Origin of the sequence: Agrobacterium sp. rho-13.3, assembly GCF_033957765.2 — a bacterium.
In the GTDB taxonomy this organism is placed as follows: domain Bacteria; phylum Pseudomonadota; class Alphaproteobacteria; order Rhizobiales; family Rhizobiaceae; genus Agrobacterium.
Map to the genome: position 1 here is coordinate 1530245 of NZ_CP192775.1, position 20456 is coordinate 1550700.

Consider the following 20456-nt stretch of genomic DNA (forward strand, 5'->3'; position numbering starts at 1 on the left):
TGCATTTCTCCTCTGGTTGTTTTTATTTACTTCTCTACCCGGCCGAGCACGATGGCATCTGCCGCATTCCATGAGAGCGGTATGGCGTCCCCGACCTTGATCGGGTTGTCGAAGAACGCGACATCGCTCAGGATGACGTTGAAATCCTCGATGCCAGCACCGGTCACGACGATCTTCACACTGGCGCCGTGGTATTCGACATTCGAAACGATGCCGGTGAAGCCGAGACCCGGTGCGTTCTGTTCGCCCACGCGCACCCGGTCTGTTCTGACTGCGATATCGACCACACCATCTTCCGGTGGCTGGCCTGCCGCGGTGAAGGAGCCGCCACCAACGACATCCATCGTCACCAGATCGCCGTTCTTTTCCTTGACGCGCCCGGAAATGACGTTGTGGTTGCCCATGAAACGGGCGACGAAACCTGTGGCGGGACGCTCAAAGACTTCACGCGGAGTTGCGGCCTGTTCGATACGCCCGTCGTTCATGATGACGACCAGATCGGCGAGTGCCATCGCCTCTTCCTGACTGTGGGTTACATGCACGAATGTGATGCCAAGTGCGGTCTGCAACTTCTTGAGTTCTGCCCGCATGCGGATTTTGAGAAACGGGTCGAGAGCAGAAAGCGGCTCGTCCAAAAGCAGGGCTTCGGGATCGGTGATGAGGGCGCGGGCCAGCGCCACGCGCTGTTGCTGGCCGCCGGAAAGCTGGGCGGGACGACGGTTGGCGTAAGGCTCCAACTGCATCAACCTCAGCATATCCATGGCTTTGGCGTGGCGTGTTTCCTTGTCCGTGCCCTTCATCTTCAGGCTGAAGGCGACATTATCGACGAGGTCCAGATGCGGGAAAAGCGCATAGGACTGGAACATCATCGCCGTGCCGCGTTGTGCGGGCGGAAAGTCTGTCACCACCGTGTTGCCAAGCCTGACGTCGCCACTTGAGATGCTCTCGTGCCCGGCAATCATGCGCAGCGTCGATGTCTTGCCGCAGCCGGATGGGCCGAGCAGGCAGCAATAACTGCCCGCAGGGATTTTAAGGCTGATGGCATGGACGGCAGTTGTGGTGCCGTACACTTTCGAAACGGAGGCAATATCGATTTCGGCGGCTTTGCTCATGCATTTTCCCCTGCTCGTCCCGCAGTACTCTGCATAAGCCGTGCCAGTTTCGATTGCTCAGGGGTAAGTGCATAAAACGAAAGGGATTTTTGATTTTCCTGTCACGTCGAAAGAAAGTTGCCATATCCGCTATGCTCAAAAAACATGCGATTGTCTCCGATGATGCATAAGGATTGTATTCAATCTTTCGGGCCATCGAAGAGGTTTGCTGTTTTCAGCGTTGCTGCTTCAGAGTAGAAGGGAATGAAATACGGATATCGATATGAATATTGCCCATATTATCCCAGAGACCGACGCCACCCAGGAAGATCGCGCGCAGGCCATTCGCGATACGCTGCGCGATGCGATTGTCGACAGGCGGCTTGCGCCGGGCACGAAACTATCCGAGGCAGAGGTCGGCACATTGTTCGATGTCAGCCGCACGGTGGTGCGGGCGGCGCTTCAGATGCTGGCATTTGAAGGGTTGGTAAAGACCGAGCGAAATCGCGGTGCTTTTGTCTCCAATCCGACACCGGATGAGGCGAGACAGGTCTTCTCGTCCCGCAGGCTCATCGAACCCGGCATTGTGGATGCGGCAATCGAGCGCCTGACGCCAACCGCAGTTGCCGAAATGCGTGTGCATCTGAGTGAGGAAACGCGCCACCAGCACGAGCGTGGCCCAACTGCACGTCGGGCTGAAATCAAGGCATCCGGCGATTTTCACCTGATGCTGGCATCGGTTGCCGGAAATGCCATTCTTGAAAAATTCATGGCCGAGCTTGTGGCCCGCTCTTCCCTGGTGATCGCGCTGTATGGACGCTCAGGCGTTTCAAGCTGTGGTCACGGGGATCATGCTGCGATACTCGACGCACTGGAAGCGGGCAATGCCGACAAGGCAAAAAGCCTGATGTTGCATCACATCGACCATATCGAAGCCGATCTCGACTTGCGAAACAAGGAAGGCTTGGCCTTGAAGGATGCGCTGTCGCTTTAACGGATGTTTTGAAAGGCATCAGCCGCTTATTTGCGCGGCTGATGTTTTCTTGGTCATTTACGCAGCGTAGCGGCTGATGGCGAGGTCTGCGGTTTCGATCTCCGGCTTGTTGCCACTTACGATGTCCGACAACACCCGCGCAGAACCGCAAGCCATCGTCCAGCCCAGTGTGCCGTGGCCCGTGTTGAGATACAGATTGCTGTAGCGTGTCGCGCCGATGACCGGCGTGCCATCCGGCGTCATCGGCCTCAGTCCACTCCAGAACTTGGCCTGTGACTGATCTCCAGCACCGCCAAACAAATCTTCCACGGAATGGGTCAATGTGGCCTGACGTTTGGCGGGCAGATCCTTGCTGAAACCGGCAATCTCCGCCATGCCACCCACGCGAATGCGGTCGCCAAGGCGGGTGATGGCAATCTTGTGCGCTTCGTCCATGACCGTGGACACCGGGGCGCGGGCTGCATCAACGATGGGAACGGTGATCGAATAACCTTTGACCGGGTAGACGGGCAGGTCGATGTTGAGGTGCTTCAGGAGCTGTGGCGTGTAGCTGCCCAGCGCGCCGATGAAGATATCGGCTTCCACCAATCCCTTTGTTGTTTCGATCGCCTTGATGCGGTTGCCTTCAGTAATCGGGCGCATGATGCCGGTGTCATAAATGAACTTCACGCCCGCCTGTTCGGCCAGTTTGGCAAGCGCGGTGGTGAACATGAAACAATCGCCGGTCTCATCTCCCGGCAGGCGCAAACCACCAACGATCTTCTCGCGAGATGCCGACAGCCCCGGCTCGGCGGCAACGCAGCCATCGCGATCCAGAACCTCATATTTTACACCACCGGCTTGCAGAACAGCGACATCTTTGCCGATACCATCGATCTGCTTTTGGGTGCGAAAGACTTCCAGCGTGCCTTGCGTGCGCTGATCGTACTGAATGCCGGTTTCTTCCCGCAGTGCCATCAGGCAATCGCGGCTATATTCGGCAACGCGCACCATCCGGCTTTTGTTGGTGTTGTAACGGGCCGCCGTGCAGTTGCGCAGCATCTGGGCAATCCAGCGCAAGGCTGCGGGATCAAGCGTTGGACGGATAATCAGCGGAGAATGTTCCATGAACAGCCATTTTACAGCCTTCATCGGAATGCCCGGTGCCGCCCAAGGCGACGAATAGCCGGGAGAAACCTCGCCTGCATTGGCGAAGCTGGTTTCGAGAGCAGCGCCAGGTTGGCGATCTATGACGGTAACGGAGTGACCGGCCTTCGCCAGATACCAGGCCGAGGTAACGCCGACGACACCGGCACCAAGAATTGTGATATTCATATTGCTCTCACTCGTCTGCGTTTGTTGCATCGCCGGTGGCGGCATTGCGCTCCGGCTGAATGTAGGTGCGGCGGTAACGTTGACCGAGGCCGGTCAGGATTTCATAGGCGATTGTACCTGCATCTTCGGCAATGTCTTCAAGCGTTTGGTCCGGCCCGATGAGTTGAACGAGGCTGCCGTGTTTCAAGGTTCCTTCGGGCAGGGCGGTGATGTCAAGGCTGATGCTATCCATCGAAACACGACCGGCAATCGGCAGCCGCACGCCGTTAAAATAGGCAGCACCCTTGCTGCTGAGCGCGCGCGGCAAACCGTCCGCATAGCCAGCCGCAATCGTTGCCAATCGCGTTTCGCCCGTCGTGCGCAGCGAGCCACCGTAACCGACGAACGTATCTGCTGGCACAGTGCGCGTCTGGACAACGGCAACATCCAGCCGCACCACCGGCTTCATCGGGTTGGGGCGCAGCGTCGATGGCGCGCCGCCATAAAGCGCGATGCCGGGACGCATGACGGCGTTGTGATAATCTGCACCGAGAAAGATGCCGCCGGAATTGGCAAAGCATACCGGCGCATCGGGAAACATCAGCGCAGCCTTGCGCATCACGGCAAGCTGCGCACCGTTGGCGATATGCTCCGGTTCATCCGCGCAGGCCAGATGGCTCATGACGAAGGTGATCGCGATGCCGTTCAACAGGTCAGGTGAGGTTTTTACTGTTTCAAGTTCGGATGACGACATGCCGAGCCGCGACATGCCGGTGTCGATCTGAAGCGCTGCGGGCAGGGTCTTGCCGAGGTTTGCGGCATAGGCCGACCATTGCGCAAGTTGCTCAAGGCAGTTGATAACAGGCGTAAGGTTCATTGCCGCACAGGATGTTTCATTGCCCGGCTGAAGCCCGTTCAGAACGAAAATTTCCGCATCGCCAGCAATGCGAAGACGAAGCGCGATGGCCTCATCGATGTGGGCGACGAAGAAGTGACGGCACCCGGCATTGTACAGCACAGGCGCGACCATATCGGCGCCAAGACCGTAAGCATTGGCTTTGACGACCGCGCTGGTGATGGAATTGGGAGCCATTGCCCGCAGGGTCAGGTAATTGTCGCGAAGTGCGCCAAGGTCTATGGTCAGGTATCCGCTGGCGCCGCCGGTCGCTTTCTGGCGGTTGATCGTCATGTCCATCGTCGTTCCCTTATTTTTATTGGAAAAGACTATTGCAACGATCATCGAATTTCCGCGGTTTGAGGTGCATAAAGTTCGAAGAATTGTGATATCACGCAATTTTCGACGATGAAACGGAATGATTTTATGTCTGCTTTGGACGCTACGGATCGTCACATCATCAGGTTGCTGAGGCTGAATGCGCGCATCAGCAACGCAAAGCTGGCGGCAGAGGTCGGCTTGTCGCCCTCCGCCTGCCTGCGGCGGGTGGATATTCTGGAGCGTGACGGCGTTATTCGCGGTTATACCGCGCTGACGGGGAGTACTGCGGGTGGCGAGGTTATCTCCGTCATCATCCAGATCACGCTGGACCGTCAGACCGAAGATTTTCTCAATCGCTTTGAAAGCGCCGTGCGCCGATATCCTGAAATCCGCGAGTGTTACCTGATGACCGGCGGATCGGATTATTTCCTGCGGGTTGAGGTGGAAAGTGCGGGCGATTTTGAGCGGGTGCACAAGGACATCCTCTCAAAACTGCCCGGTGTGTCCCGCATTCACTCCAGCTTCGCCATCCGCAATGCACTGGCAAGCCCAAAGCCACGAGGTTGATATTTAGGCGTTCCACCACCGATAAAAATGATGCACAGGCCCATGGCCATGGCCGACATGCAGCTCTCGACCCGCAGCCAATGCCCCTTGCAAAAACTCCTTCGCCAGTCCAATCGCATCCGCCAAGGAATAGCCGAGCGCTAGATTTGCGGTAATCGCCGCGGCCAGCGTACAGCCGGTGCCATGGTCGTTGCGGGTCTCAATACGCGGCATGGAGAATTCCTGTACGGAATTGCCATCCAGCAAAAGATCGACACTCTCAGGCCCGCTGCCATGCCCACCCTTGATGAGAACGGCCTGAATACCGAGCTTCAGGATCGTCTCGGCCTGAACGATCACCTCTTGCCGGTTTGTCGCCAGCGGTTGGCAGCTGAGAAGGGCTGCTTCCGGCAGATTGGGCGTGGCGATCAAAGCCAAAGGCAACAGCTTAGACCGCAGCGTCTCAATCGCATCTTCCTGCAACAGACGATCACCGGATGTCGCTACCATCACCGGGTCCAGCACCACCTGTCTGCCCGCATCATGCAGTCGATCGGAAATCGTCTCTATGGTTTCAATGCGCGAAACCATGCCGATTTTCACCGCGCCGACGTCAAGATCGGAAAAAACCGCATCCATTTGGGCAGCGATCATCGCAGCGGAAATATCCTCAACGGCGCTTACGCCTCTGGTGTTCTGCGCCGTGATGGCGGTGATGACGCTGGCGCCATAAACGCCGAGTGCCGAAAACGTCTTCAAGTCGGCCTGTATACCCGCACCGCCACCGCTGTCGGACCCGGCAATCGTTAAGGCGATGGCGGTCATCCGCGTGCCTCCAGTGCATGGTCCACCTCACGGCGGAAATCGCGCGTCGCCGCTGCGATGTCCCCGGCCCGAAACAGGGCCGAGATCAAGGCAACACCATCCGCACCGGCGGCAATAACGGGAGCAACACGTTTCAGCGTGATGCCCGCGATGGCGCCAACGGGCATGTCCGGACGCGCTTGCTTCAGATGGTGGCGCAAGTGCTGAAGACCTTCCAGCCCCACCGGCGCATCCGGGTTTACCTTGGAAATCGTCTCGAAAACGCCGCCGATGCAGGCGTAGTCCACAGGCGCGATTGCTGCACGCTCTGCATCCTTCTTGTTTTTAACTGTCAGGCCGATAACGGCATCACGCCCCAAAAGACGCCTTGCAGTATGGGCATCCATATCGTCGGCCCCCAAATGTACACCATCCGCGCCAGACGCCAACGCCACATCGACGCGATCATTGATGACCAGAGGCACGCCCGTCCCCTTCAAAGCGTCAACGATCAGCAGAGCCTGTTCGATCATCTGGCGAGTGGAGGCGTGTTTGTCACGGTATTGGATGATCGTCGCGCCGTGTCGTGCCGCAACGGCTGCCAGTTCCGGCAGCGGCGCGATATCGGCCAGAGAGGCATCCACCAAGGCGTTCAAACGGTAATCAATTTTCATCGTGTTCAATTCTCGCAAGGGAAAGAATGTCCTGGCCATTGATACTGTCCAGCGCATCCAGGAAGGCCGCTTCGAAAGTGCCGGGACCGCGTGCATGTTTTGCCGCCAGTTCGGCGGAGACGCCGGTGACGGTCAGCGCCGCTGCGGCTGCCAGCATCGGGTCCGGTTCCACAGCCATGAAGGCAGCAATCACGCCACCGGAAAGGCAGCCGGTGCCGGTAACCTTTGCCATCCACGGATGACCGTTGACGATTTTTGCTTCTCGCGTTCCATCCTGAAGCAGATCTTCCGGCCCTGTCTGAATGCGCAGGGCTCCGCCGACATCGCCTATCACCGCCATCTCAGCCGCATTGCCGCGCACGATTGTTGGGCGAAGAGTGATCAGCTCGTGGGCGAAATCCAGTCGCGAGGGCGAGTAGTCACAATGGACCGGATCGACGATCCACGGTTTGCCATGGGCGTTTGCGACCTTGACCGCGATGCGGATGACCTTGCGGCGCGCAGCGTCCAGCGTGCCGAGATTGATGGTCAGAGCGCCGACTTTGGAAACGAAGCTTTCAATTTCCTCTTCAGATGATGTCATCGACGGAATGCCGCCCACGGCGGTGATGCCATCTGCCGTAAACTTCTGGACGACCGTGTTCATCAGGCAATGAACACGCGGTCTTTGTTCACGCACGTGCGCCAGAAGCGCTGCCGCCTTTTGTGCCGTTGGAAAGCTCTCCATGGGTTATTCCACTCCATATACAATCACGGAGACCCAGGGTGAGCGAAGAAGAGAAAAGTATGCCTTTGGCGACCGTTCCGTTCCTACGCCGGCATGACCCGGATCAGGTTCAAGGGTCCGGCTCAGCGCCATCTCAGCATCGTGCGATGCTCCCCTCGGAATGTCTGGAAATTGTCGTTTTTTAAGTCTGCTGTCAATGGTGTAGAAAAGGCGGAGGCTTAATGCCACCGCCTTTGATGGTCGATGATTATACGATCTGCACGAGAACCTTTTCGCGTGCGGATTTCAATGCGGCATCGGCAAGCTTGAGCGCGATCAGGCCGTCTTGAGCAGATGGTGACGGTGCGACGTTGTTTTCGACGGAATCGATGAAAGCGGTAATTTCCGCCGCATAGGCTTCCGTGTAGCGCGTCATGAAGAAGTCGTGCAGAGGCGGGCGCGTGTAGCCATCTTTGGTTGCGACTTCGATGGAGACCGGACGCTGGTTTTCTGCCGAAACGGAGCCGAGCGAGCCGTGCACTTCGATGCGCTGGTCATAACCATAGGTCGCGCGGCGCGAGTTGGAAATGATCGCCTGACGTCCGCTGCCGGTCGTTAGAATGATGCTGGCGCTGTCATAGTCACCCAGTTCGCCGATCTTGGGATCGACCAGAACGGAGCCGGTGGCGAAAACGCTGACGATGTCTTCGCCCAGCAGGAAGCGGGCAATATCGAAATCATGGATGGTCATGTCGCGGAAAATACCGCCGGACACTTTGATGTATTCGGGCGGCGGGGCGCCGGGGTCACGGCTGGTGATCGTCACCATTTCGACTTTGCCGATCTGGCCGTCATCGATGGCCTTGCGAACGGCGCGGAAATGCGGATCGAAACGGCGGTTGAAGCCGAGCATGATCTTGGCGCCGGTTTCCTTGACGACCTCAATGCAGGCCGCAGCGCGGGCAACATCCAGATCAATCGGCTTTTCGCAAAAAACAGCTTTGCCAGCGCGTGCAAACTGTTCGATCAGGTCCGCGTGGGTGTTGGTTGGTGTGCAAACGATAACGGCATCGATATCGGGATCGGCCAGCACGGCTTCGATGGTGCTGATCTTGCAGCCGGTTTCATTTGCGATTGCCTGTGCGGCTTCCTGAAAAGCATCGACCACAGCGACCAGTTTTGCACGTTTGTCGGAGGCAATTGCCTTCGCATGGACCTTTCCGATGCGACCCGCACCCAACAAAGCCAATCTCGTAACCATCGTTTCCTCCCGATCTGGTTAGCGGGTCTCGACTGCCTTCAGCGCCCTTCTTGGAACGCCAATGCACACCTCAAGCCCATTTGGAATATATGTTCCATCTTGCTAGAGCGCCATTTCATTCGTGTCAAGACGGGAACGAGAGGTCGTTCTCTCAAGGAATACTGGCAAGATTTTGGTGCTTGCGGAAGCCCGGCAAAGTCCTCGCATTCTCTTCCAACGAGTGAATAAAGTTTTCAATCGTCACGGGAGATGGCCGCCCCAGAGCGGTGATGACGCCCCAGTAAAACGGGATGTGAAACGCGAGTGGCAAAACGGCGACGCCGTCGATGGGCAGACCGCTGATCGTGACGGACTCCACGATGGCAACTCCAAGGCCGGCTCGCGCCAGCGCAAGCGAAACATAGGTTGCGTTGCTGTCCACGACATCGTTCAGGGCAATGCCCTGATCCTTGAATGCTTTTTCAATGCGCATGCGAAGACGGTAAGGATTGGCCGAAGCAATGATGCGTCGCGCTGCCAAATCCTGCGGTGTGACAATGGTTTTTTGCGCCAGTTCATCACCAGCGGCCACGATGGCGACACAGGGCACTTCACCGATCCAGTGAACATCCAGCCCCGGATTATCCAGCGGCAGGCTTGCAATGCCAACATCGGCTGTGCGTGCGACCACCGCTTGAACGACATTTTCCGATGCGATGCTCTGGAGATGAACGTGTTTGGGAAAGTGCTCTTCCGCAATGTCTTTGAGCGCGAGCGGCACGAGGCTTGCTGCAAGAGCCGGGATCGATGCGATCTCGATTGGTCTTGCCCCGCTGCTTTCAATCTGCCGCGCTCTTTCGCTGATCGTGCGCAGCCCGCCCAGAAACAGTTCTGCCTGCGTAAAAAACGCCACACCTTGTTCGGTTGGGGCAATGCGTGGGCCGTTGCGATGAAGCAGGACGAAGCCGATTTCCTGCTCAAGATCCTGAATGAGACGGCTGATGACGGGCTGCGATTTTCCAAGCGCTTTGGCAGCACCCGTCATGCTCCCTATCGACATCACCGCAACGAATGCTTCGAGTTGTCGTGTATCGAGATACTGCTCTATCATAGCATCGCCTTCGGAAGTCTGCTTGCGATCTTTCGCTTCTACCTCAGTTTATGACATGTGAATCGACCGCTGACCATCCTCGTCCACCATGGATTGTATTTTCCGATGTGGATAAGCTGGAAAATGACAAGCCAAACACCTTGGCGCAGGGGATTGCTCGCAATGGGTGACGCTAAGGTGCTGAAACATAACTAAATTAGGATGTTTTCACTCGCTTCATGAGACCGGAAATGTCGGTTTTCACGCGTCGAACAATCCCACGGAAGGCTTGAGATATCGCCCCATGAGATTCCGCCCTGGATGGGAATCGGCAATTTGATGTGGCGTTGAAGATAGGTGCCTGTTCATCGCGCTTGAACAGGTATGGGCCTATTTCCTTGCGGCGCCCGGCATCTGGTTGACGCTGATCATCTGGCGGATCGTGCGGTCGGCGACACGCTCGGCACGGGCCTTGGACGCAACCTCATCCTCCGGGAAGGTGTAGGTCATGTAGGACAGTGACGTTTCGAGATCATTGTTGTTGTGGCCAAGGATCGCCGCGAAATAACTATTTTTGGAAACGTTTGACGGCGCGAAATTGCGGTAGGCAATTTCTGCGTAAAGATGGCGCAGGCCATAGGGTTTCGGTGGCTCTTCCTTTGGCCAGATGTCGTCGAACCTGCTGATGACCTCATCCCGCAATGGCAAGCGAACGTCGGATGAAAAATCATCCACATTCAGCCCAAGCCATAGTTTCCCATCGCTGCTATCCCGCAGACGGTGATAGGCATCAAGCACGATTTTCGACTGCTCCAGCACAGGGATTTCGTAGGTTACGCCAAATTTGGTACCTTCACCCTGCTTGGTTTTTGCCTGTCCGTTAAACAGCACGCTCCACTTCGAAACGCCTTTTGCGTAAGGCGCTGGCGTCAATTCGGCCTGCGTGAAAACTTCATAGGGCCGCCGTCCGGTCGTCCCCATCAAACCGATGGCGACGGTCATCGGATCGGAAGACAGCAGATAGCGCCGACACCGCTTCATCACCTCGGCATAGTTTTCAAAGGTAATCAGCGATCCGTGTTTGGTGGCGATCTTCGCCATTTTGATCTTACGCGCTTCATCATAAAGCTGTGGCGTTCCCGCCGCGATGCGCAGCATGGGATGATCGTCGCCGAAAGCCTCGCGAATGGCGTTGCGGTATTTGGTGATGTAGGAAATGACGGTGGCTTGCGCCTTGTCGCCCATGGACAGCATCTCGCCGTCCCACAAAGCCTGCATTTCGGGTTTCGTGGTCAGTCCGTTCGTTGCGGCAATAAAATCCGACACACGCAGAAGAAAACGTGGCTTGCGCCCAGCCATATTGTGTTCTGCGCGCTCAAGCTTTTCCTCGATCGAACTCGCAACACCCGTCAACGGATAATCTGCGGTTTTAATATAGGTATCCAGCCGCTCGCGCAGCTTTTTCATATTGCAGATTGCGAGAGGCGTGGTTTTTGGACCAAAAGCGTCTTTCAACGCATATCTATATTTTACAATATAAAGTTCGAGGGTCTTTTCGGTTCTGCCATTCTCGAAATGAAAGCGGACTTCTTCATTCCAAAGCGCACCGATTTTCTTGGTGTCGAACGTGCCGTCCTGCTTTTTCGTCAGCTGTAATTTTTCAACAAATTCCGCGATCCGATCCACGAGAATCGGAGTCTTTGTCTTTCTTTTTTCAGTCGCGGACATTGTTGGCTCCATGAATATGCTTCACTATATAAAATATATTTCCGGTGCAATAACAACGCTCAAATTTGACTGAAAATACATGTCAGGAAAATGGTTCAGCTGGCGACTTGGCTGGCTGGGTAAACCATTTTGCGCCCTGACCATCCATATAAATATGGTCCTCTAGCCGAATGCCGAAACGGTCTGGATAAACCAGCATCGGTTCATTGGAAAAACACATGCCTTCTGCCAATGGCAGAGAGTTTCCCCGCACGATGTAGGGCTGTTCGTGAATTTCCAGCCCCAGACCATGGCCGGCGCGATGCGGCAGGCCCGGCAGTGCATAGTCCGGCCCAAGGCCATGTCTTGTCATCACAATACGGGCGGCATCATCAAGGCTGCCGCAGGGAGCGCCGAGCTTCGCGGCATCGAAGACGGCTTGTTGTGCTTCACGTTCGATGGACCATGCGCGTGCGAAATCTGCGCTCGGTTCATCAAGAACATAGGTGCGCGTCAGATCAGAATGGTAGCCATCGATCCGTGTGCCGGTATCGACAAGAATAACGTCACCACGTTGTAGCACCTGATCGCCATCCGCGCCGTGCGGAAGCGATGTGGCTGTGCCAAACGAGACGATGCAGAAATAGGAGCCGCCTTCACCGCCAAGCTCAAGATGCTGTTCATCAATGTAGCGAACGACTTGGGATGCGCGAATGCCTGGTTTCATGATGCCGTGGGCGCGCTTTTGCACCTCCAGCGTCAGATCCATGGCGTATTGAATGATGGCGATTTCGGATGGTGACTTTCGAATTCGCAGGCTGCTGATCAAGCTGCCGCCATCGATCAGGCGATCCTGTCCCAATTCTTTGGCAAGGGCGTGATAGATGAAGAGCGGAAAGGCATCGTCCAGTGCAACGCGGCCTTTGCCTTCGATGAGCGAAGCAACCAGTGCTGCCGGGCGTTCTTCTTCCTGCCAGATATGAATGTCGCCATTCAGATGGGGAAGTGTATCCACACGGCTCTTTTCGAAACCGGGCACAATGTAATGCAGGTCTGTTTTCGTGATCAGGGCGCCGAGCAGCCGCTCACTCTGGTGCCAGACAAGACCGGTGAAATAGCGAAGGCTTTCGCTGGAACCCAGCAGTAGGGCAGCAATGCCCTGTTCTTCCATCTTGCCGCGCAGGCGTCCAAGTCTCTCAAGGCGTTCCGCATCGCCAATGGATGCAGGTTTGTTTACAAGGTTCATCGATCAGACCTTTGTTGATTTCATAATCGATCAATACAAAGGCTTGACTCTGTATTCAATGTGTCGACAGAAAAGTTCGCGTGCCGACCTATTGTTTCAGACGTTGCCTGAGCGCTGCGACGATGCGTTTTGTCAGTGCCTCATAATCCTCATCGAAATGATGCCCGCCTTCAATTCCGACGATTTCGACGCCCTTATCTTTCAATGCGGGGCAAGCCGCATCATCGTCTTCTGTGCCGTAAACACACTGAACGATCTTGGGGTTTATTTTGGCGAGGTCTTTGACCGGATCCTGCTCGCTCGAGCCTGAAACGCCGAGCCAGCCACCGACGGAAATTTCGTAGGACACCTCATGCGACAGCGACAGCAGGCTCATCTGCACAACGCGGCTTTTGTCCTTGTCGGACAGGGCGTTGAAAGTCACCGGAATAATGTCTGCGCCGAACGAGTAACCGATCAGCATGACATTCTTGACCTTCCACTCCTTGCGGTAGGTGTCGATAATGCGCGACAGGTCATCAGCGATTTCCTGCGGCTTCTTTTCGGACCAGAAATAGCGAAGGGAATCAATGCCGATGGTCGGCACGCCATCTTGCTGAAGGAAACTGCCAACATCCTTGTCCAGATCACGCCATCCGCCATCACCCGAATAGATGATCGCCATGGTGTCCATGGTGGGTTTGGCTTCCAGCACGGTCAGCGGCAATCCCAGCGGATTGTCTGTGTTCCCGGCGGCATCGATGCGGTCTTGCAGGGTCTGGGCCAGCGAGATTTTTGCGTCGTCCGTTGACTCGTTGACGTCGATATCGGCGTGCAGTTTGACGAGATCGTCAACGTGCTTACGGCCCTTCTCATCGGCCTTGGGCGTGAAAATCACGCTAACGGGTGCAGGAAGCGGGCCATCGGTGAGGCCGTAAATCGTGCGTCCGTTATCTTTTTCCTTCGTCGCAGGCGTGCACAATATATTGTCCAGCGGAATACCAGCCAGCGGATCAACGGCGACAGCTTCGCCAATCGTCGCTGCGGGGCTTTGGGCAATCATTGCAAGTGCCAGTGTGCCGCCGCCGCCGATGCCGGCAACGATGGGCGGGCGGTAGCTCGACACGCCTGCCTTGCGCTGTATTTCCTGCGCAAGTTCTTCGATGTCGGAAATCATGTAGATGCATTCGTCGTCATTGGCTTTGAGTGCTGCGATGTATTTCGGAAAATCGATGCCAACGACGGCGGCACCTTTTTCGACCAGCGCTTCGGCTTCTTTCTGGTCATCATCGCTCCAGCCGCTTTCGCCGGATATCAGGAATATGTTGGCCGTCACGTCGCCATCCGGCAGCATGATATGGTCGGACGGGATCATGCCCGTCTGGTATTGTTCTTTGGCGTCCTGCGAATGGGCTTGAAGCGGCAGAAGAAGTGCGGCTGCCAGTAACGCGGCTTTGAGATATTTCGCACCTGTCATTTACCGATCACTCCTCTGACGCCACCGCTGATAAGCACGGTTGTGTCCATCAATGCCAAAGCCGCGCTCGTTCCGTTGGAGACCGCGACATAGCGCGGCTCCCACTTCGGATGGAACTTGGATTTGAACGCTCTCAATCCTTTGAAGTTGTAGAAGCGTTCTCCATGCTCGAACAATGTGCCACCAATACGGTCCCACACGGGGGCCGCTTCACGTTTGGACATGCCCGACAGCGGCGCCATGCCCAGATTGAAATAGGAGTAACCCTGTTCTCGCATATATTCAATAATGCTTACAAAGAGAAAGTCCATCGAACCGCGTGGCGCATCCGGCGAGAAACGCATGAGATCAACGGTGACTTCGCTTTTCGTTTCGGTCACCAAAAGGTTCGCAAATGCGGTGATCTGCCCATCCTTGTGCAACACAGCCATGGGCTGAGACAGAACGTAGTCCTTCTCGAAAGACCCCAGGGAGAATGTTTTTTCGCGGGTGTTGTGATGCTCGAGCCAGGAATCCGACACCCGTTTCAGGTCGTCATAAATCTCTGGAACCTGTGGTGTGTCGATGACAGAAAACGTCAGGCCATCCCGTGCACCACGGCTCAGCGATTGCCGCAAGTTGGCAAGTTTGCCGCCCTTCAGTTCGAAACGGGTAAGATCGACCATGGCAAGCTCACCCAGCTTGAAGGCCCGGAGGCCAGCATCGGCGCAGTGCGGAAGGATGGATGGCGAAATCTGGTACAACACCGCTCGTCCGCCCGACGCGCGTGCGGTTTCAACGAATTGCCAGACCAGATCGGCAAAATCCTTTTCGTCACCCACCGGATCGGCCATGGCAATCCATGATCGACCACGAATACCATACATGATGAAGGCATTGCCGCTTTCTGACAGCATGACGTGTTTGTCGCCCATGCGCACCAGATTGGCGTCGGCAACGTTTTGTTTCTCCACGATTGCTGTTGCACGTACTATATCGTCGGGGTGTATCTCTTCGGGTCGGTATATGACCGGCCGCAAAAGGCTGAAAATCGCGACGGTCGATGACGCCAGCACGAGGCCGAGAAGGGCGCGAAGGCTGCGCGGTGCTTCTTCCGAAAACTCGAACTGCCACCACAGGGTCTGGCTGTAGTCGGTATCGCGGTAAACGAAGAACAGGATGGTTGCCGCACCCGCGACGATAACCGCCATGGCGGCAAGCCATGTCGGCCCGAGCGCTTGGCGCAGAAGCGATGCGTGGCGCGTGAAGCTGCGCACGTTGAAAAACAGGGCGACGATAAAAATTCCAAGGAATATCGCTTCGAAAATTGCGATGGCCTTGATCAGAGACAGGAACAGGCCGCCAACCGCAGCAACCAGCGCGACCCACCACGCGCCATCAAGACGTTGGCTCAGTCCGCGTGATGCAACGACCAGAACGAGGCCCAGAATACTGGACAGAAAGTGTGCGGCTTCGATGATCGGCAGCGGTACGAAACCAGACAGGAAATCAAGATTGCTGTCCGGCGTCGGTGTCACGCTTGAAAAAATCAACATCGTTCCGAGGATGAGCGCATACGCGGACAGCAGCGAAGGGGCGAGCCGTGCGGCAAGATTGCCGATATCTGCCATGACCGGCTTTGACGCAAACTGCTTCATTTCCGTCGCGAGCATCAAGATGATGGCAACGATGAGCGGCAGCACATGATAAATCATGCGGTAAAGCACAAGCCCGCCAAGCAGCTGATCAAGGCTGATGGCGTTGCCGAGGCCAGCGACCATCACCGTTTCGAAAACACCGAGACCTGCGGGGACGTGGCTGAGAACGCCGAGGCCCACGGCCGTCGCATAAATGGCAAAGAAGCTGGGCCAGCCAACATTCGTTTCGGGTAGCAACACGTAAAGAACGGAAGCCGAGGCTGCGATATCGAGTGCGGAAACCAGAAACTGGCGCGATGATGTACGGCTGTCGGGCAGGCGCAGTTTCAGTTTTTTGATCTGGATGACCCTGCCGTGTCTTCCCAAAAACATCAGCGTTGTCATGATGCAGATGACGATGAGCGCTACACCTCTCAGCCAGCCTGCGTCGATGCCGATGATGCTGGCGACACGGGGTGCGACGATGAGTGTGGAGAGGGCGCTGACGGCAAGAAGGCCGAGGCCGAAAGACAGGGTTACAAATGCAATGATGCGGGCAATGTCGCTCGGCGTCATCCCAAGCCGCGAATAGGCACGAAAGCGGATGGCGCCGCCACTCAAGGGGCCGAAGCCCGCCGTGTTGCCGACCGCATAGGCTATGAAGGCCGTGGCAATGACCGAGGGCGCGGGCACTTTTTTGCCGATATATTCGATGGCATTGGCATCATAACAGATCAGTGCGGCAAAGCTGAGCGCGGTAAAAATGATTGCCAGCGCGACGGAACGCCAGCTTGTATCGGCAAGCGCGTCGACAATGTCATCGTAACGAACTTCGGATGTCAGCTTGTAGATCGTCACCGTCATCATGACGAAAACAACCGTCACGGCGATGGATGTGAGTTGAGATCTATACCGCTCGAAAAAACCGCTCAGGCCACCTTCGGCCTCTTCAATTTCCGCAACGTCATTCTTCTCTGTCATATGCTTTTCCACAAGACCAGATCACATCTGGCGAACCACAGGATTGTGACGCTAGTTCGTTGTGGTTTCACAAATACGAAGATTTGACTTCTATTTCAAAAAATCTTCGAACGGACAGCGCAGCGAAGTAGCATGCAGTAATACGGCGACGGTTTGTGATCCTTTGTTGGCACTAAAGCAACTGTCTGGTGGCTGTGCGTCATGAATATTTTTCGCCACGCTAACTTATGCTCCCCAAGTCTTTTCCAGCACCCGTATCCAGTTACCGTGGCAGATTTTCTCAAGCGATTGCTGATCGTAACCGGCCAGACGGAGCGCATCGACGAGCAACTGGAGATCGGATGCATCTTTCATTGCGGCAGGTATCGTCGTCCCGTCAAAGTCCGACCCAAGCGCAACATGGTCGATGCCCATGCGCTCGACCATGTAATCGACATGGCGAACCAACTCACCGAGGTCTGTATCTGGATTTTTGACGCCGTCTTGGCGAAGAAATAACACGCCAAAGTTGATTCCCGCAAGTCCGCCAGTGTCCCGTATGGCGTCGAACTGGCGATCTGTGAGGTTACGGCTGTGGTTGCACAGCGTGTGGGCATTGGAATGCGAAGCAACCAGCGGCGCATCGGAAATTTGGGCAATATCCCAGAAACCCTGCTCATTCATGTGGGAAAGATCCACCAGAACCTTCAATTCGTTGCAGGTCTTGACCAGGCGCTTGCCTGCGTCCGAGAGGCCAGGACCAATATCCGGCGTCGATGGAAAGCGGAAGGGAACGCCGTAAGCAAAAATATTGGGACGGCTCCAGACCGGCCCCAATGTGCGAAGCCCGGCCTGATGCAACACATAAAGCGCGTTGAGGTCGGCATCGAAGGCTTCAACACCCTCAATGTGCAAAACCGAAGCGAAAGTGCCGTTTGTGATGGAATCGCGAATATCCGAGGCACTGCGGCACACTTTGACCTTGCCCTTGGACCCGGCTTCGATGCGAAAGAGCAGGTTTGCCATGCCAAGTGTCGACGCGAGCGCGTCCTGCTGGGCTGGTGCCAGAAAATTACCCTCTGCATCGAAGCCGCGCGGCGAGGGCACATAGATTGCGCAAAGACCGCCTGCCAAACCGCCCTGCTGAGCGCGGGGAAGATCGATATGCCCCACGGTGTCGCCGTCCAGAAACAGTCTCTCAGGCGCGTTATGGCCAGACAGTTTCAATCGCAACAGCACGTCGTTGTGGCCATCGAAAACTGGTACGGCATTTGGGCTGGTCATATATCGGTCGCTTTCGGATAATTTTCTGGTGGGGCGTTGCTGTCATCGTCACATAGGTGCAAATGCAGTCTTCGAACAGGGCTTCGCACATCAACGACGTCATTTGAACGGAAAATTACATGCCGACTGAACTCGATTGGAACACCGCCTCGAAAATCGCGGAGAATTTCGTTTCGCAATGGACGAGCCGAGAACCCGGCGGTTCGGTGATCGGCTTTGATCTGTCTGGCATCCGTTTTGCTCACTCTGGCGGTGTCGAAAGCCTGACGACCTTTGCGCCATTTACGCCGCAGAGTGTGGTGCGTTATGCATCCGTGACCAAGCATGTTTTCTGCGCCATGGTGCTGGAAAACAGCGATTTAGTCGCGCTCGATGATCCTCTCGGCAAACATATGACCGGGCTACAAGCGCCACTGCGCGATGTGACTGTGGGGCAAGCGCTGGATATGAGTGGCGGTCTGCCGGATGTGCGCGAGTGCCTCTCGCTTCTGGGACTTTCGGTTTACACCGAAACCAAAGCTGCGCCGTTGCTGGACTATCTTTCACGTCTTACCCGGCTTAATTTTCCGGCGGGCAGTGAGGTTTCCTATTCCAACACCGGATATCGTTTGGTGGAGGCAGCACTCGAACGCAATGGTTTGCGCTTTAATGACTTCGTGCAGGAAAAGATCGCTGCCCCGCTCGGCGTTTTCCTGAAAGCGCCAGATGTCTGGAACGATCCGGTTGACGGGCTCGCGCCCGGTTACTGGAAGGGTAAAGATGGTTGGCAGCTTTCCGCCGCCGGTCTGCATATTTCTGCGTCTGGCAGTCTGGCGGGCAGCGCCGAGGCGCTTGTGCGCTGGCTTCAGGTTTTGCTGAACGGCGAAAACGGTTTTGCGGGTGTCCTTGAAAGGCAGTCCTCAAAGCGCCCGCTGGCGGATGGTCGGTTGAGCGACTATGGGCTGGGCCTGCGCCGGACGCATCTGGGCGAACGGCGTTTTGTCGGCCACGGCGGTTCGCATCCCGGTTACAAAACCTACTTCCTGCTGGACCCGGAAAACGGGACTGGTTTCGTTGTGGTTTCAAACCGTGAAGACACGAACGGCTTTAAAATTGCCTTGGAAAGCATGGCAGCGCTGACGCATTTGCCGCTGCCAACACCTTCCACCATCCTGCCGGACGGGCTTTACGTCACCGAAGCCGGCCCGTGGTGGCTGGAAATCAAAGGCAGCGCCTGCACGTTCATTGATGGCGAAGATACATTGTATGATGATGGCGATGGTTGGGTTTCGTCCCGTTCCGCGTCTTCTCCCATACGTCTGCATCTGGAAGGTGAGGCGCTGGTGGGGGAAGCGGGCCACGCGCCGCGTCGTTTCCTCCCCGTCAAACACCATGCTGTTCCGACGACACTTTCCGGCCAATGGCGCTCCGATGAAGGGGCCGAATTGGTGGTTGCCGGTGGTATGCTTTCCATGGGCGTCGGCCCGACGCGTCAAACCATGCCGTTGAAAGCACTAGGCAACGGTCGCTTCCTCTTCACGCTGCATGATGGGCCATGGACCAAACGGGTTTGCGTGAACCTGCTGGATCATGACCGGCTGGAGCTTGTTTCCAGCCGCGCGCGGATGATCGAGTACCGGCGCTCAACCTGATGGGCTGAGCGCCATGTAAGATCAAATCGCCGTGCGGCGGGCGTTTTCGAGATAAAGCTCCCGCAGGCGCGTTACCAGCGGGCCGGGTTTGCCGGTGCCCACTGGCTTGCCGTCGATTGTGGTGATGGACATCACGAAGTTGGATGCGCTGGAAAGCGCTGCTTCCTGGGCCTCAAGGGCTTCCGCAAGCGTGAAAGGCCGCTCCTCCAGTGTCAGACCCGCTTCCGCGACCAACTGCAAAGCGGCTTGCCGTGTGCAACCCGGCAACGTCTTGTTGCTGTTGCCGCGTGTCACCAGTTTTTTGTCTGCCGTGATAATGTAGGCCGTCGAAGACGCGCCTTCGGTCACGAAACCGTCCTCGATCATCCATGCTTCGTCGCAGCCCGCTTCTTTGGCGATACGCTTTGCCAGCACCTGCGGCAGCAGGCAGACGGACTTGATATCGCGACGCTCCCAGCGCTGGTCAGGAACGGATTTCACCGCCAGACCGGCTGCTTCAACGGCTCCGCCAACAAGCTTTTTAGCCTGAGTGAACATGACGAGCGTTGGCTGCAAATCAGCGGAAAACAGGAAGTTCCGATCTTCCGCGCCACGCGTTATTTGCAGATAGATCATGCCTTCGGTGAGATTGTTGTCCACAACCAGCCGGCGCTCCGCCTCAACAATCTGCTGCGTCGTAACCGGCAAGGTAATGCCGATTTCGCCGACACTGCGCTGAAGCCGCGCCATGTGAAGGTCGCTGTCGATCAGCTTGCCATCCAGAACGGAGGTCACTTCATAAATACCGTCTCCAAACAGAAAACCACGGTCGAAGATAGATAGCTTGGCTTCGGATTCGGGCAGAAATGCACCGTTGAGATAAACGATGCGGTCGTTTTGGGTTGGCATGTTGGTTCCTTTAC

At 56.2% G+C, this 20456-nt stretch carries 17 protein-coding genes and 1 riboswitch; of the genes, 3 read left to right on the forward strand and 14 right to left on the reverse strand.

What is annotated here, in order from left to right; translation table 11 throughout:
* Positions 1-26 precede the first annotated feature (26 nt).
* Positions 27-1112, reverse strand: coding sequence for an ABC transporter ATP-binding protein (locus RMR16_RS21835; RefSeq protein ID WP_320197710.1), 1086 nt, complete (start codon positions 1110-1112; stop codon positions 27-29).
* Positions 1113-1374: 262 nt separating this feature from the next.
* Between RMR16_RS21835 and RMR16_RS21840 the strand changes: the two genes are divergently transcribed.
* Positions 1375-2085, forward strand: coding sequence for a GntR family transcriptional regulator (locus tag RMR16_RS21840; protein ID WP_320197711.1), 711 nt, complete (start codon positions 1375-1377; stop codon positions 2083-2085).
* Positions 2086-2142: 57 nt separating this feature from the next.
* Here RMR16_RS21840 and RMR16_RS21845 read toward each other — a convergent pair whose 3' ends face one another.
* Positions 2143-3399, reverse strand: coding sequence for a D-amino acid dehydrogenase (locus RMR16_RS21845; RefSeq protein WP_320197712.1), 1257 nt, complete (start codon positions 3397-3399; stop codon positions 2143-2145).
* A gap of 7 nt (positions 3400-3406) precedes the next feature.
* The gene (alr, locus tag RMR16_RS21850; protein ID WP_320198001.1) at positions 3407-4573 is read right to left on the reverse strand and encodes an alanine racemase; all 1167 of its coding nucleotides are present in this window, start codon (positions 4571-4573) and stop codon (positions 3407-3409) included.
* 126 nt (positions 4574-4699) lie between these two features.
* On the opposite strand from alr, the gene RMR16_RS21855 reads away from it, so the two are divergent.
* Positions 4700-5161 carry an Lrp/AsnC family transcriptional regulator gene (locus tag RMR16_RS21855; RefSeq protein WP_320197713.1) on the forward strand — a complete coding sequence of 154 codons (462 nt, stop codon included), beginning with the start codon at positions 4700-4702 and terminating at the stop codon, positions 5159-5161.
* Positions 5162-5164: 3 nt separating this feature from the next.
* Here the strand turns inward: RMR16_RS21855 and thiD are convergent, their stop codons facing one another.
* From thiD to RMR16_RS21905, 10 genes are all read right to left on the reverse strand, one after another.
* The gene (gene thiD, locus RMR16_RS21860) at positions 5165-5965 is read right to left on the reverse strand and encodes a bifunctional hydroxymethylpyrimidine kinase/phosphomethylpyrimidine kinase (protein ID WP_320197714.1); all 801 of its coding nucleotides are present in this window, start codon (positions 5963-5965) and stop codon (positions 5165-5167) included.
* Entirely contained in the window at positions 5962-6618 is a 657-nt protein-coding gene (thiE, locus tag RMR16_RS21865) for a thiamine phosphate synthase (RefSeq protein WP_320197715.1), read from the reverse strand. Before thiE ends, thiD begins: the two co-directional genes overlap by 4 nt.
* Positions 6608-7345 (reverse strand): hydroxyethylthiazole kinase, encoded by a 738-nt coding sequence (locus tag RMR16_RS21870; RefSeq protein WP_320197716.1) that lies wholly within the window; start codon positions 7343-7345, stop codon positions 6608-6610. The genes thiE and RMR16_RS21870 overlap by 11 nt, the downstream gene beginning before the upstream one ends.
* A gap of 63 nt (positions 7346-7408) precedes the next feature.
* Positions 7409-7511, reverse strand: a riboswitch (TPP riboswitch).
* Between the two features lie 81 nt (positions 7512-7592).
* The gene (gene iolG, locus RMR16_RS21875) at positions 7593-8585 is read right to left on the reverse strand and encodes an inositol 2-dehydrogenase (RefSeq protein ID WP_320197717.1); all 993 of its coding nucleotides are present in this window, start codon (positions 8583-8585) and stop codon (positions 7593-7595) included.
* Positions 8586-8736: 151 nt separating this feature from the next.
* Positions 8737-9675, reverse strand: a complete 939-nt coding sequence (locus tag RMR16_RS21880) for a LysR family transcriptional regulator (RefSeq protein ID WP_320197718.1) — start codon at positions 9673-9675, stop codon at positions 8737-8739.
* 369 nt (positions 9676-10044) lie between these two features.
* The gene (locus tag RMR16_RS21885; RefSeq protein WP_320197719.1) at positions 10045-11382 is read right to left on the reverse strand and encodes a telomere resolvase; all 1338 of its coding nucleotides are present in this window, start codon (positions 11380-11382) and stop codon (positions 10045-10047) included.
* An 82-nt stretch (positions 11383-11464) separates the two neighbouring features.
* On the reverse strand, positions 11465-12607 hold the full coding sequence (locus tag RMR16_RS21890; RefSeq protein ID WP_320197720.1) for a M24 family metallopeptidase: 1143 nt from the start codon (positions 12605-12607) through the stop codon (positions 11465-11467).
* An 88-nt stretch (positions 12608-12695) separates the two neighbouring features.
* A complete protein-coding gene (locus RMR16_RS21895) occupies positions 12696-14063 on the reverse strand; it encodes an AcvB/VirJ family lysyl-phosphatidylglycerol hydrolase (protein WP_320197721.1) in 1368 nt (455 codons plus the stop codon).
* Complete coding sequence (gene mprF / locus RMR16_RS21900) at positions 14060-16660, reverse strand: bifunctional lysylphosphatidylglycerol flippase/synthetase MprF (RefSeq protein WP_320197722.1); 2601 nt, start codon at positions 16658-16660, stop codon at positions 14060-14062. The genes RMR16_RS21895 and mprF overlap by 4 nt, the downstream gene beginning before the upstream one ends.
* 225 nt (positions 16661-16885) lie before the next feature.
* Entirely contained in the window at positions 16886-17923 is a 1038-nt protein-coding gene (locus RMR16_RS21905; protein ID WP_320197723.1) for a dipeptidase, read from the reverse strand.
* Between the two features lie 119 nt (positions 17924-18042).
* Between RMR16_RS21905 and RMR16_RS21910 the strand changes: the two genes are divergently transcribed.
* Positions 18043-19554, forward strand: coding sequence for a serine hydrolase domain-containing protein (locus RMR16_RS21910; RefSeq protein WP_320197724.1), 1512 nt, complete (start codon positions 18043-18045; stop codon positions 19552-19554).
* Positions 19555-19575: 21 nt separating this feature from the next.
* Here the strand turns inward: RMR16_RS21910 and RMR16_RS21915 are convergent, their stop codons facing one another.
* The gene (locus tag RMR16_RS21915) at positions 19576-20442 is read right to left on the reverse strand and encodes a D-amino-acid transaminase (protein ID WP_320197725.1); all 867 of its coding nucleotides are present in this window, start codon (positions 20440-20442) and stop codon (positions 19576-19578) included.
* Positions 20443-20456 lie beyond the last annotated feature (14 nt).

Coding starts and splice junctions, on each gene's coding strand:
- RMR16_RS21835 (WP_320197710.1), bottom strand. CDS start 1,112: ATGAGCAAAGCCGCCGAAATCGATATTGCCTCCGTTTCGAAAGTGTAC.
- RMR16_RS21890 (WP_320197720.1), bottom strand. CDS start 12,607: ATGAACCTTGTAAACAAACCTGCATCCATTGGCGATGCGGAACGCCTT.
- thiD (WP_320197714.1), bottom strand. CDS start 5,965: ATGACCGCCATCGCCTTAACGATTGCCGGGTCCGACAGCGGTGGCGGT.
- RMR16_RS21845 (WP_320197712.1), bottom strand. CDS start 3,399: ATGAATATCACAATTCTTGGTGCCGGTGTCGTCGGCGTTACCTCGGCC.
- RMR16_RS21915 (WP_320197725.1), bottom strand. CDS start 20,442: ATGCCAACCCAAAACGACCGCATCGTTTATCTCAACGGTGCATTTCTG.
- RMR16_RS21895 (WP_320197721.1), bottom strand. CDS start 14,063: ATGACAGGTGCGAAATATCTCAAAGCCGCGTTACTGGCAGCCGCACTT.
- RMR16_RS21905 (WP_320197723.1), bottom strand. CDS start 17,923: ATGACCAGCCCAAATGCCGTACCAGTTTTCGATGGCCACAACGACGTG.
- RMR16_RS21870 (WP_320197716.1), bottom strand. CDS start 7,345: ATGGAGAGCTTTCCAACGGCACAAAAGGCGGCAGCGCTTCTGGCGCAC.
- RMR16_RS21840 (WP_320197711.1), top strand. CDS start 1,375: ATGAATATTGCCCATATTATCCCAGAGACCGACGCCACCCAGGAAGAT.
- thiE (WP_320197715.1), bottom strand. CDS start 6,618: ATGAAAATTGATTACCGTTTGAACGCCTTGGTGGATGCCTCTCTGGCC.
- RMR16_RS21885 (WP_320197719.1), bottom strand. CDS start 11,382: ATGTCCGCGACTGAAAAAAGAAAGACAAAGACTCCGATTCTCGTGGAT.
- RMR16_RS21880 (WP_320197718.1), bottom strand. CDS start 9,675: ATGATAGAGCAGTATCTCGATACACGACAACTCGAAGCATTCGTTGCG.
- iolG (WP_320197717.1), bottom strand. CDS start 8,585: ATGGTTACGAGATTGGCTTTGTTGGGTGCGGGTCGCATCGGAAAGGTC.
- RMR16_RS21855 (WP_320197713.1), top strand. CDS start 4,700: ATGTCTGCTTTGGACGCTACGGATCGTCACATCATCAGGTTGCTGAGG.
- RMR16_RS21910 (WP_320197724.1), top strand. CDS start 18,043: ATGCCGACTGAACTCGATTGGAACACCGCCTCGAAAATCGCGGAGAAT.
- mprF (WP_320197722.1), bottom strand. CDS start 16,660: ATGACAGAGAAGAATGACGTTGCGGAAATTGAAGAGGCCGAAGGTGGC.
- alr (WP_320198001.1), bottom strand. CDS start 4,573: ATGGACATGACGATCAACCGCCAGAAAGCGACCGGCGGCGCCAGCGGA.